This window comes from Streptomyces sp. MK7 (assembly GCF_032658145.1).
GTDB classification, from domain to species: Bacteria; Actinomycetota; Actinomycetes; order Streptomycetales; family Streptomycetaceae; genus Streptomyces; species Streptomyces spiralis.
The window spans coordinates 1-12,450 of the sequence record NZ_JAVACL010000008.1; the positions used below are offsets into that span (position 1 = coordinate 1).

Genomic DNA, 12,450 nt, shown 5'->3' on the forward strand with positions numbered 1-12,450 from the left:
GTAACCCCCGCGCGGGCAGCCCCCACAGTCCCGAGGAGACGGGCCAAGTCCCCGCTGCCCCTCTCCTCGCACCGTCCGCCGCCCCCCGGTCCGGCCACTGCCCGGACCGGGGGGCGGCGGCTTTTGCGTGCGTGCCGTGCCGGCGCCTCTTGGGTCGGGGTGGCTCTCCCACGGCGCGTTGCGCATCGTGCGTTCGGTTCGCGTGCGGTGCGTTGTCGGGTCGCGGGCCGTGGTGGTGCGTCCAGCCCGCCGCACACGGACATACGACCCGCAGGAGTCGGGCTGATGGGAGGAGGGACCGCAGTACGCGGCGGGCTTGTGGACGCACCCCCACGGCCCGCTTCCGTCGGCTCACGGCTTTTCCGTCGTCGGGGTGCTGCGCCGTCCGGTGGGCGGCCGGCCGGGGTGCGCCTCTTGCGGGGGCGCCGGGTGCCACGCGTACGGCCCCCGTGCACCCGAAAGTCCCCCTCGACCTCGATGCGGTGGAGGGGGACCGTGGCCCGAGTGTCAGACGGTGACGGTCTCCGGCTGCTCGACGGGGGTCGCGGTGGCCGCCGTGGGCGGCGTCGGCGCCGTCGGCTTCGGCAGCAGCAGGTACAGCGCGCCGGAGATCACGATGGTGGCGACCCAGCCGAGGCCGTACTCGCCGATGACGTTGTTGTGGGCGAGGGGGCCGGTGAACCAGTCGGACGTGGTGAAGAGCAGGCCCGCGCCGAGGCCGATGGCCCAGGCGGCCACGGCGGCCGGGGAGAAGCCGCCGCGGTACCAGTAGGCGCTGGTGCGGGTGGTGTCGGCCATGGCCGCGCCGTCGTACTCCGTACGCCGCAGCATGTCCGCGCCGAAGACGCCGACCCAGGCGGAGAAGGCGACCGCGAGCAGCGACAGGAAGGCGATGAAGGAGCCCATGAAGCTGGTCGCCACCAGCATCAGCACCCCGCCGAAGGCCAGCGAGATCACGGCGTTGACCGAGACCGCCCAGTGGCGCGGCACCTTGAAGCCGAGGGTCTGCGCGGTGAAGCCGGCCGAGTACATGGACATGGAGTTGATCAGCAGCGTGCCGATCAGCGCGATCAGCAGGTACGGCACCGCGATCCAGGTCGGCAGGATCTCGCCCAGGAAGGAGACCGGGTCGGAGGCCGAGGCCAGGTCCGGCGTGGCGACCGCCATCACCGCGCCCATGAGCACCATGGGCAGGACGACGATGCCGGCGCCGCCGACGGACGTGCCCACGATCGCCTTGGACGAGGCCGTGCGCGGCAGGTAGCGGGTGAAGTCCGGAGCGCTCGGGATCCAGCTGACGCCACCCGCCGCGATCATGCCGATACCGGTGATCACCGCGGCCGTCGAACCGGCGGAGTGGGCGAACACCTTCGACCAGTCGGTGTCCACGACCAGATAGCCCAGGACCAGCACCGAGAAGAGACCGAAGAGGTACGTCGCGTACTTGTTGCACTTCTGCACGGCGTTGATGCCGAGCCCGGAGATCGCGAAGGTCGCGACCACGAACGCCAGCAGCATCACCATGTCCAGCACGCTGTTCGCCTTCAGGCCGAACACGATGTCCAGGATGGTGAGCATGGCGTAGGCGCCGGTCACCGCGTTGATCGTCTCCCAGCCCCAGCGGGCGACCCAGATCAGCGAACCGGGCAGCAGGTTGCCGCGCTGTCCGAAGACCGCGCGGGACAGCGCCATGCCGGGCGCCCCGCCGCGCTTGCCCGCGATGCCGATCAGCCCGACCAGGCCGTACGACACGACGGGCGCGGCCACGGCGACGACGAGCGCCTGCCAGAGATCGAGGTGGTACGCCACGACGAGGCTCGCGCCCATCGTGAGCAGCAGCACGCTGATGTTGGCGCCGACCCACGTGGGAAACAGCTCGCGGGTCCGTGCGGTGCGTTCATGGTCGGGCACCTGTTCGATGCCACGGGTTTCCAGTGCGCCTTCGGTCTCGGCGGTCTTGCTCATGAAGAAGTGGTCCGTGCCTCGTTCGTGGGGGGCGCGAGATGCCGTCGTGGGGGAGTCGAGCGGGCCTCGCGGGGGGACGGTGACGTCGGGACTCTACGCGTACGGACGCGACCGGGACCATCGTACTTTGATCCGACTCATGGCTTTAAGTGGCGTTTGTCTCTCGGCGGAACACACAAACCGGTTTCCGCCGGGGCCCATGGCCGATACTGGACCCGTTATGGAAACCATCATCCTTGCTGTAGTCATCGCCGTGGTGGTGCTCGGCGCGCTCGGCGGGCTCGTCGTCGGCAGCCGGCGGAGGAAGCCGCTGCCGCCGCCACCGCCCAGTCCGCCCGACATCACCGCCCCTCCGGCCGAGCCGCATGTCGGCGAGGAGGCCGAGACGCCGCGCGAGGAGCCGCGGCGGACGATCGAGGAGGTGGATCTTCCGGACGGCGCACCTCCCGTCGCCGTGGAGGAGCCTCCTGTCGTCGAAGAGCTCCCGGTACCCGAGATCGAGGTCCCGGAGCCCGCCGCCGGCCGTCTGATCCGGCTGCGCGCCCGTCTCTCCCGGTCCCAGAACGCCCTGGGCAAGGGCCTGCTCACCCTGCTGTCCCGTGAGCACCTCGACGAGGACACCTGGGAGGAGATCGAGGACACCCTGCTGACCGCCGACGTCGGCGTGCAGCCCACCCAGGAGCTGGTCGAGCGGCTGCGCGAGCGGGTCCGGGTGCTCGGCACCCGCACTCCCGAGGAGCTGCGCGGGCTGCTGCGTGAGGAGCTGCTCACCCTGGTCGGCACCGACATGGACCGCGTCGTGAAGACGGAGCCCGCCACCAGCAAGCCGGGCATCGTGATGGTCGTCGGCGTCAACGGCACCGGCAAGACCACCACCACGGGCAAGCTCGCCCGGGTCCTGGTCGCCGACGGCCGCAGCGTCGTGCTCGGCGCCGCCGACACCTTCCGCGCCGCCGCCGCCGACCAGCTGCAGACCTGGGGCGAGCGGGTCGGCGCCTACACCGTGCGCGGCCCGGAGGGCGGCGACCCCGCCTCCGTCGCCTTCGACGCGGTGAAGGAGGGCAAGGAGATGGGCTCCGACGTGGTGCTCATCGACACCGCCGGCCGCCTGCACACCAAGACCGGCCTCATGGACGAGCTCGGCAAGGTCAAGCGCGTCGTCGAGAAGCACGCCCCGCTGGACGAGGTGCTGCTCGTGCTCGACGCCACCACGGGACAGAACGGCCTGGTGCAGGCCCGGGTCTTCGCCGAGGTCGTCGACATCACCGGCATCGTGCTCACCAAGCTCGACGGCACCGCCAAGGGCGGCATCGTGGTCGCGGTCCAGCGCGAGCTGGGCGTCCCGGTCAAGCTGGTCGGGCTCGGCGAGGGCGCGGACGACCTGGCCCCGTTCGAGCCGGAGGCGTTCGTCGACGCCCTCATCGGCGACTGACCGCCCTCCTCCGTACGGCAGCGCCCGCCCCCTGGTCCAGTGGGGGACGGGCGCTGCCGTCGTACGGGACGCGGTGCCGATGCGGACGACGGGCCCCGGTTCAGTTCTCCCGCGTCCTCGAGCGATGGGCCACGTACGCCAGGGTGCCCAGCAGCAGGCGCGCCTCCGGGGGGCCCGCGGTGTCCAGGGCGGGCGGGCGCAGCCAGCGGACCGGGCCCCGGCCGCCGAGATCGGAGGGCGGGGCCGTGAGGTACGTACCCGGGCCCAGGCCGCGCAGGTCGAGGGAGGCCGGGTCGTCCCAGCCCATGCGGTAGAGCAGACGGGGCAGCTGGGGCGCCGTCCCCGGGGCGACGAAGAAGTGGGCGCGGCCGTCCGGGGTCGCCGTCACCGGGCCGAGGGGGAGGCCCATGCGCTCCATGCGGGCCAGGGCGCGCCGCGCGGTGGGCTCGGCGACCTCGATCGCGTCGAACGCCCGCCCGACCACCAGCATCACCGCGGCGCCCGGCAGCTCGGCCCACGCCCGGGTCACCTCGTCGAGCGTGGCGCCTGCCGGGATCTCGGGGGCGAAGTCCAGCCGGTGGGCCCCCGGTGCCGGGCAGTCGGCGCGGCCACAGGAGCAGGCACCGCCGACGGCCCGCGCGCCCCGCACCACGTCCCAGCCCCACAGTCCCGTGTACTCGGCCACCGCCGTGCACTCCGAAGAGCGGTACGACCGGCCGCGCCGTCGCGCGCCGGAGCGGATCTCGCGAATGCCGCCGATCGTGAAGCCCATGCCCCCTCCAACGGGTCCGCCGCCTCGATGGTTACGACTCGGATGCGGATCGTGACTCTCTGTTCTCGGCCCTCCCCGGCCGCGCCGGCTCCAGGCGGCGTCCGGAAGCGCCTCAGGTGGTGCGCTCGTCAACGCGCGCCCCGGTGTGCACCGCTTCACCGGCCCGCGGTTGTCCTATGTCAAGTGAATCGCGCCAAGGCCACCGAGAGTTCATTCGAAGGGGTGGCGAATGGTGGCGTTTCAGGGATCCCCATGGCTGGAACGGTGATCGTAGGATTACTGTGAGTGTGCGAGTCCTGGGGGCACATGCACTCGTGGGTATGCCGGAGGCAAGTCGGCCCTCCGTTCGACGGGTGAGAACCGGCGGACGGGCGGCGGCGGTCACCGGCATTCTGATAGGGCTTGGCGCACTCGGCGACAAGTGGTCTCAGGAATGGGGGCGACCCAGTGAGCGGCAAAGGCGGTAGCGGGACGAACGCTGCGAGCGACAAGCGCCCGAACGAGCTGCTCGCCTCGTGGTTCGTGCGCAGCGGCTGGTCCAAGGGCGAGCTCGCCCGTCAGGTCAACCGACGGGCCCGCCAGCTGGGTGCCAACCACATCTCCACCGACACCTCGCGCGTACGACGCTGGCTGGACGGGGAGAACCCGCGCGAACCGATCCCCAGGATCCTCTCGGAGCTGTTCTCCGAGCGCTTCGGGTGCGTCGTCTCGATGGAGGACCTGGGGCTGCGCACCACCCGCCAGTCGCCGTCGGCGACCGGCGTGGACCTGCCCTGGACGGGCCCGCAGACGGTGGCCCTGCTCAGCGAGTTCTCGCGCAGCGACCTGATGCTGGCGCGGCGCGGCTTCCTCGGGACCTCGCTGGTGCTGTCGGCGGGCCCGTCCCTCATCGAGCCGCTGCAGCGCTGGCTCGTGCCCTCGCCCCCCGCCCCCCTGGGCGAGCCCGAGCCGTCCGCCGCGAACCGCCGCCCCGGCCGCCTCTCCCGCCCCGAGCTGGAGCTGCTGGAGACCACCACCAAGATGTTCCGGCAGTGGGACGCCCAGTGCGGTGGCGGCCTGCGCCGCAAGGCCGTCGTCGGCCAGCTGCACGAGGTGACGGACCTCCTCCAGGAGCCCCAGCCCGAGGCCACCACCAGGCGCCTGTTCAAGGTCGCCGCCGAGCTGTCCGAACTGGCCGGCTGGATGAGCTACGACGTCGGGTTGCAGCCCACCGCGCAGAAGTACTTCGTGCTCGCCCTGCACGCCGCCAAGGAGGCCGGTGACAAGCCGCTCGGCTCCTACGTCCTGTCCAGCATGAGCCGCCAGATGATCCACCTCGGCCGCCCCGACGACGCCCTGGAACTCATCCATCTCGCCCAGTACGGCAGCCGCGACTGCGCCAGTCCGCGCACCCAGTCCATGCTGTATGCGATGGAGGCCCGCGCTTACGCCAACATGGGCCAGCCCGGCAAGTGCAAGCGCGCGGTGCGGATGGCCGAGGACGCCTTCGCGGACGCCGAGGACTGGGACGAGCCGGACCCCGACTGGATCCGCTTCTTCTCCGAGGCCGAGCTGTACGGCGAGAACTCCCACTCCTTCCGCGACCTCGCCTATGTCGCCGGCCGCAGCCCCACCTACGCCTCGCTGGCCGAGCCCCTGATGGAGAAGGCCGTACGGCTCTTCGCCGAGGACCATGAGCACCAGCGGTCGTACGCGCTGAACCTCATCGGCATGGCCACGGTCCACCTGCTCCAGCGCGAGCCCGAGCAGAGCACCCGGTATGCCGCGCACGCCATGCAGGTGGCCAAGAGGGTCCGCTCCGAGCGCGTGAACACCCGCATCCGCAAGACCGTCGACAACGCCGTACGCGACTACGGCGACCTGGGCGAGGTCATCGACCTCACCGAGCAGCTCGCCGCCGAGCTGCCCGAAACCGCCGAGGCCGTCTGAGACCGCCCCCTGGCCCCGTCCCGGCCCCCGTCAGACCCCGAACCTCGTCACGACACCCTGAACCCCGGCCGCGGCCGGCCCTCCCGAACTGCCCGACTCGGCTCCCCCATGCCAGGTCATCGGAAGGCCGCCGCGGCCGGACTCGTGCCCGCGCGTAGTTCATCCACGCGTAACACGCACGGCGCCTTCGTCACCCCGGCGAAACAACGAGGGGCTTCCACTGAAACCGCGCTGCGCCAATCTCATGGCGCATAACCGGCCCACCTCTCATGGCCCGGACACTGCCCGGACCCGATGCCCGGACCGCTCAAGGCTTCGCCCGCACGGGGCCGTACAACCGACGAGGAGACGCCGATGGCACCAGCCATCATGCTTGCGGCGGACGCACCCAAGCTGTCGTCCGCCAACACAGGCTTCATGCTGATCTGTTCCGCCCTGGTCATGCTGATGACCCCGGGCCTGGCCTTCTTCTACGGAGGCATGGTCCGCGTCAAGAGCACGCTGAACATGCTGATGATGAGCTTCATCAGCCTCGGGATCGTCACCATTCTCTGGGTGCTCTACGGCTTCTCGATGGCCTTCGGCACCGACCACGGCTCGCTCGTCGGCTGGACCTCCGACTTCGTCGGTTTCGGCGGGATCGGCAAGGCGGACCTGTGGCCCGGCTACACCATCCCGGTGTTCGTCTTCGCCGTGTTCCAGCTGATGTTCGCGATCATCACTCCGGCCCTGATCAGCGGCGCCCTGGCCGACCGGGTGAAGTTCACCGCCTGGTCGCTGTTCGTGGTGCTGTGGGTGACGATCGTGTACTTCCCGGTCGCCCACTGGGTCTGGGGCACCGGCGGCTGGGCCTTCGACCTCGGCGTCATCGACTTCGCCGGCGGTACGGCCGTGCACATCAACGCCGGTGCGGCCGCGCTCGGCGTGATCCTCGTCATCGGCAAGCGGGTCGGCTTCAAGAAGGACCCCATGCGCCCGCACAGCCTTCCGCTGGTCATGCTCGGCGCGGGCCTGCTGTGGTTCGGCTGGTTCGGCTTCAACGCCGGCTCCTGGCTCGGCAACGACGACGGCGTCGGCCCGCTGATGTTCGTCAACACCCAGATCGCCACCGCCGCCGCCATGCTGGCCTGGCTCGGCTACGAGAAGGTCCGCCACGGCGCCTGCACCACGCTCGGTGCCGCCTCCGGCGCCGTCGCCGGCCTGGTCGCGATCACCCCGTCCGGCGGTGCCGTCTCCCCGCTCGGCGCGATCGCCGTCGGCGCCATCGCCGGTGTCCTGTGCGCCATGGCGGTCGGCCTGAAGTACCGGTTCGGCTACGACGACTCCCTCGACGTGGTCGGCGTCCACATGGTCGGCGGTGTCGTCGGCTCCCTGCTGATCGGCTTCTTCGCCAGCGGCAAGGGCCAGTCCGACGTCAAGGGCCTGTTCTACGGTGGGGGCCTGGACCAGTTCTGGAAGCAGTGCGCCGGAGTCTTCGCCGTCCTCGCCTACTCCCTGGTCGCCTCCGCCGTGCTGGCCTTCCTGATCGACAAGACCATCGGGATGCGGGTCACCGAGGACGAGGAGATCTCCGGCATCGACCAGGCCCAGCACGCCGAGACCGCATACGACTTCAGCGGCGCGGGCGGCGGAGTCGCCGGCGCCCTGACCGCCGGTGCCGCCCCGCAGAGCATCCAGAGCGCGCAGAGCAAGAAGGTGGACGCATGAAGCTCATCACCGCCGTCGTGAAGCCCCACCGGCTCGACGAGATCAAGGAGGCCCTGCAGGCCTTCGGCGTCCACGGCCTCACGGTCACCGAGGCCAGTGGATACGGCCGGCAGCGTGGTCACACCGAGGTCTACCGCGGCGCGGAGTACACGGTCGACCTGGTGCCCAAGATCCGTATCGAGGTCCTGGCCGAGGACGACGACGCCGAACAGCTCATCGAGGTCGTGGTCAAGGCGGCCCGCACGGGCAAGATCGGTGACGGCAAGGTCTGGTGCCTGCCGGTCGACACGGCCGTCCGGGTGCGGACCGGCGAGCGCGGCCCGGACGCGCTCTGAACGGCACGACAGACGCGCTCTGAGCACGAGAACAGGAGTCGCCGGGTGACGGGTACGGATGTGCGGGACGAAGCGGAGAACTCGGGAACCGGCGGCTACGCGGCGGCCCGGCTGCGCCTCCTCAGCGAGGGGGCGCGGTCCGGGCCGCCGCGCCGTGCCGCCCTCGCCGGACTGACCGACGACTGGCTCGCCGGCCTGTTCGACGCGGTCGCGGCCGAGACGGGCGCCGGACGGCCGCCGCGGGGCGTCTCCCTGGTCGCCGTCGGCGGCTACGGACGCGGCGAGCTCTCCCCGCGCAGCGACCTCGACCTGCTCCTGCTGCACGACGGCGGCGATCGCGGCACGATCGCCGCCCTCGCCGACCGCCTCTGGTATCCGGTGTGGGACCTCGGTCTCGCCCTCGACCACTCGGTCCGCACCCCGGCCGAGGCCCGCAGGACCGCCGGGGACGACCTCAAGGTGCAGCTCGGCCTGCTGGACGCCCGCCACCTCGCGGGCGACGCGACCCTGACCGCCCAGCTGCGGACGACCGTCCTCGCCGACTGGCGCAACCAGGCGGCCAGACGCCTCCCCGAGCTGAGGGAGCTGTGCGCCGAACGTGCCGCACGCCAGGGGGAGCTGCGCTACCTGCTGGAGCCGGACCTGAAGGAGGCGCGCGGCGGCCTCAGGGACGCCACCGCCCTGCGTGCCGTGGCCGCCTCCTGGCTGGCCGACGCCCCGCGCGAAGGCCTCGCCGACGCCCGCCGCCGGCTGCTCGACGTACGGGACGCCCTGCATCTGACCACCGGCCGCGCCACCGACCGGCTCGCCCTCCAGGAACAGGACCAGGTCGCCGCGGCGCTGGACCTGCTCGACGCCGACGCCCTGCTGCGCCAGGTGTACGAGGCGGCGCGCGTCATCTCGTACGCCAGCGACGTCACCTGGCGCGAAGTGGGGCGCGTGCTCAGGTCACGGGCCGTGCGGCCGAGGCTGCGCGCCATGCTGGGCGGCGGGAAACCGGCGGACAGGTCCCCGCTCGCCGAAGGGGTGGTGGAGCAGGACGGCGAGGTGGTGCTCGCCCGTACCGCGCGCCCTGAACGCGACCCCGTGCTCCCCTTGCGCGCCGCGGCCGCCGCCGCGCAGGCCGGCCTGCCGCTCTCCCTGCACGCCGTACGCCGCCTGGCCGCCACCGCACGCCCCCTGCCCACGCCCTGGCCCGCCGAGGCCCGCGAACAGCTGGTCACCCTGCTCGGCTCCGGCCGTCCCACGGTCGACGTCTGGGAGGCGCTGGAGGCCGAGGGCCTGATCAGCCGGCTGCTGCCCGACTGGGAGCGGGTGCGCTGCCGCCCGCAGCGCAACGCCGTCCACGTCTGGACCGTCGACCGCCATCTGATCGAGACGGCCGTGCGCGCCTCCGCGCTCACCCGCCGGGTCGGCCGCCCCGACCTCCTCCTGGTCGCCGCGCTGCTGCACGACATCGGCAAGGGCTGGCCCGGCGACCACTCCGAGACCGGGGAGACCATCGCCCGGGACGTGGCCGGACGGATCGGCTTCGACCGCGCCGACGCGGCCGTCCTCGCCGGCCTCGTACGCCACCACCTGCTGCTCGTCGATACCGCCACCCGGCGGGACCTGGACGACCCCGCCACCGTCCGCGCGGTCGCCGACGCCGTCGGCACCCAGAGCACGCTGGAACTGCTCCACGCCCTGACCGAGGCGGACGCGCTGGCCACCGGCCCGGCCGCCTGGTCGTCCTGGCGGGGATCCCTCGTCGCCGAACTGGTCCGGCGGGTCTCCGCGGTCCTCGCCGGGGACGTACCCGACGACCCCGAGACCGTCGCCGCGCCCACCGCCGAGCACGAGCGGCTCGCCGTGGAGGCCTGGCGCACCGGCGGCCCGGTCCTGGCACTGCGCCCGCAGCCCGAGGCGCCCCTCGGGGAGCCCTCCGGGGAATCCGAACCCCTCGGCGTCGAACTGCTGATCGCCGTCCCCGACCAGCCGGGCGTCCTGCCGTCGGTCGCCGGGCTGCTGGCCGTGCACCGGCTGACGGTCCGCACGGCCGAGCTGCGCGCCCTTGAGCTGCCCGACGGCGTCGACGACGGCAGCGTGCTGCTGCTGAACTGGCGGGTCGCCGCCGAGTACGGCTCGCTGCCGCAGGCCGCCCGGCTCCGCGCCGACCTCGTCCGGGCCCTGGACGGCTCCCTGGACATCGCGGGCCGGCTCGCCGAACGGGACGCCGCCTACCCGCGCCGCCGGGGCGTGGTGGCGCCCCCGCCGCGCGTGACGGTCGCCCCGGCCGCCTCCCGGCACGCCACCGTGATCGAGGTCCGCGCCCAGGACGCGCCGGGACTGCTGTTCCGCATCGGGCGGGCCCTGGAGGACGCGAAGGTACGGGTGCGCAGCGCGCACGTGAGCACGCTGGGCGCGAACGCCGTCGACGCGTTCTACGTCACCGGCCCCGCGGGCGACCCGCTGCCCGAGGAGGAGGCCGCGTCCGTGGCACGGCGGCTGGAGGAGGCGCTGCGGGCGTGACCTCGCGGTCCGCGCCGGGCGGGGTGTGTCCCTGCTCGCTGTCTTCAGCGGGTGGGGACGAATCGCTTGCAGGGCCGGATACCCTGGAGGGCAGCCCTAGACGACTCCTACTCCGAGGACCGACGCCGCTGTGTTCGATACTCTCTCCGACCGCCTCTCAGCGACTTTCAAGAACCTGCGTGGCAAGGGGCGGCTCTCCGAGGCGGACATCGACGCCACGGCGCGCGAAATCCGCATCGCCCTCCTGGAAGCCGACGTGGCGCTGCCCGTCGTCCGTACGTTCATCAAGAACGTCAAGGAGCGCGCCCTCGGGGCCGAGGTCTCCAGGGCGCTGAACCCGGCCCAGCAGGTCCTCAAGATCGTCAACGACGAGCTGGTCACCGTCCTCGGCGGCGAGACCCGCCGCCTGCGCTTCGCCAAGCAGCCGCCGACCGTGATCATGCTGGCCGGTCTGCAGGGTGCCGGTAAGACCACCCTCGCGGGCAAGCTCGGCAAGTGGCTCAAGGAGCAGGGCCACTCCCCGCTGCTGGTCGCCTGTGACCTTCAGCGCCCCAACGCCGTGAACCAGCTCAGCGTCGTCGCCGAGCGCGCCGGCGTCGCCGTCTACGCGCCCGAGCCGGGCAACGGCGTCGGTGACCCGGTCAAGGTCGCCAAGGACTCCATCGACTTCGCGCGGACCAAGGTCCACGACATCGTGATCGTGGACACCGCCGGCCGCCTCGGCATCGACACCGAGATGATGCAGCAGGCCGCGGACATCCGGGACGCGGTCGGCCCCGACGAGATCCTCTTCGTCGTCGACGCGATGATCGGTCAGGACGCCGTGAACACCGCGGAGGCCTTCCGCGACGGCGTCGGCTTCGACGGTGTGGTGCTCTCCAAGCTCGACGGTGACGCCCGCGGTGGTGCGGCCCTGTCGATCCGGCAGATCACCGGCAAGCCGATCATGTTCGCGTCCAACGGTGAGAAGCTCGACGACTTCGACGCCTTCCACCCGGACCGGATGGCCTCCCGCATCCTCGACATGGGTGACCTGCTCACCCTGATCGAGCAGGCGGAGAAGACGTTCAGCCAGGAAGAGGCCGAGAAGATGGCCTCCAAGCTGGCGTCGAAGAAGGGCCAGGACTTCACCCTGGACGACTTCCTGTCCCAGATGGAGCAGGTCAGGAAGATGGGGTCCATCTCCAAGCTCCTCGGCATGCTGCCGGGCATGGGGCAGATCAAGGACCAGATCAACAACATCGACGAGCGCGACGTCGACCGCACCGCCGCGATCATCAAGTCCATGACCCCGGGCGAGCGCCAGGACCCGACGATCATCAACGGCTCCCGTCGCGCCCGTATCGCCAGGGGCTCCGGTGTCGAGGTCAGCGCGGTGAAGAACCTCGTCGAGCGGTTCTTCGAGGCCCGCAAGATGATGTCCCGCATGGCCCAGGGCGGCGGGATGCCCGGCATGCCGGGCATCCCGGGCATGGGCGGCGGCCCCGGCCGACAGAAGAAGCAGCAGAAGAAGGCCAAGGGCAAGCAGCGCTCGGGCAACCCGATGAAGCGCAAGCAGCAGGAGCAGGAGGAGGCCGCGCGCCGCGCCGCCGCGGCCCAGAGCGGCAACGCGCTCGGGCTGCCGCAGCAGGAGGGCCAGAACTTCGAGCTCCCGGACGAGTTCAAGAAGTTCATGGGCTGACGCGCCCGGCCGGAAGCGCGCCCGGCCGTACGGCGCGTCCGGCCGTACGACGTCGAGGGCGTCCCCCACATGGGGGGGGGCCCTCAGCGCATGCCAGGGCCCGGCATCTGCCGTAACG

The 12,450-nt window shown here is 71.9% G+C and carries 8 protein-coding genes; 6 read left to right on the plus strand and 2 right to left on the minus strand.

Annotated features, from left to right (window positions below; genetic code table 11):
• Positions 1 to 507 precede the first annotated feature (507 nt).
• Positions 508 to 1,965 carry a cytosine permease gene (locus R2S09_RS12450; RefSeq protein ID WP_316740951.1) on the minus strand — a complete coding sequence of 486 codons (1,458 nt, stop codon included), beginning with the start codon at positions 1,963 to 1,965 and terminating at the stop codon, positions 508 to 510.
• Between the two features lie 220 nt (positions 1,966 to 2,185).
• On the opposite strand from R2S09_RS12450, the gene ftsY reads away from it, so the two are divergent.
• Positions 2,186 to 3,397, plus strand: a complete 1,212-nt coding sequence (gene ftsY, locus R2S09_RS12455; protein ID WP_306190355.1) for a signal recognition particle-docking protein FtsY — start codon at positions 2,186 to 2,188, stop codon at positions 3,395 to 3,397.
• Between the two features lie 100 nt (positions 3,398 to 3,497).
• Here the strand turns inward: ftsY and R2S09_RS12460 are convergent, their stop codons facing one another.
• Positions 3,498 to 4,169: a bifunctional DNA primase/polymerase gene (locus tag R2S09_RS12460; protein WP_306190354.1), complete on the minus strand. Its 672-nt coding sequence runs from the start codon at positions 4,167 to 4,169 to the stop codon at positions 3,498 to 3,500.
• A gap of 447 nt (positions 4,170 to 4,616) precedes the next feature.
• Between R2S09_RS12460 and R2S09_RS12465 the strand changes: the two genes are divergently transcribed.
• The 5 genes from R2S09_RS12465 (at position 4,617) to ffh (ending at position 12,332) form a co-directional block, all read left to right on the plus strand.
• Positions 4,617 to 6,098 carry a hypothetical protein gene (locus R2S09_RS12465; protein WP_306190353.1) on the plus strand — a complete coding sequence of 494 codons (1,482 nt, stop codon included), beginning with the start codon at positions 4,617 to 4,619 and terminating at the stop codon, positions 6,096 to 6,098.
• Between the two features lie 354 nt (positions 6,099 to 6,452).
• On the plus strand, positions 6,453 to 7,805 hold the full coding sequence (locus R2S09_RS12470; protein WP_316740956.1) for an ammonium transporter: 1,353 nt from the start codon (positions 6,453 to 6,455) through the stop codon (positions 7,803 to 7,805).
• Positions 7,802 to 8,140 (plus strand): P-II family nitrogen regulator, encoded by a 339-nt coding sequence (locus R2S09_RS12475; protein WP_030168294.1) that lies wholly within the window; start codon positions 7,802 to 7,804, stop codon positions 8,138 to 8,140. Before R2S09_RS12470 ends, R2S09_RS12475 begins: the two co-directional genes overlap by 4 nt.
• Before the next feature lie 45 nt (positions 8,141 to 8,185).
• Positions 8,186 to 10,651, plus strand: coding sequence for a [protein-PII] uridylyltransferase (locus tag R2S09_RS12480; RefSeq protein ID WP_306190351.1), 2,466 nt, complete (start codon positions 8,186 to 8,188; stop codon positions 10,649 to 10,651).
• A 130-nt stretch (positions 10,652 to 10,781) separates the two neighbouring features.
• On the plus strand, positions 10,782 to 12,332 hold the full coding sequence (gene ffh / locus R2S09_RS12485) for a signal recognition particle protein (protein WP_306190350.1): 1,551 nt from the start codon (positions 10,782 to 10,784) through the stop codon (positions 12,330 to 12,332).
• The last annotated feature ends 118 nt before the right edge of the window (positions 12,333 to 12,450 follow it).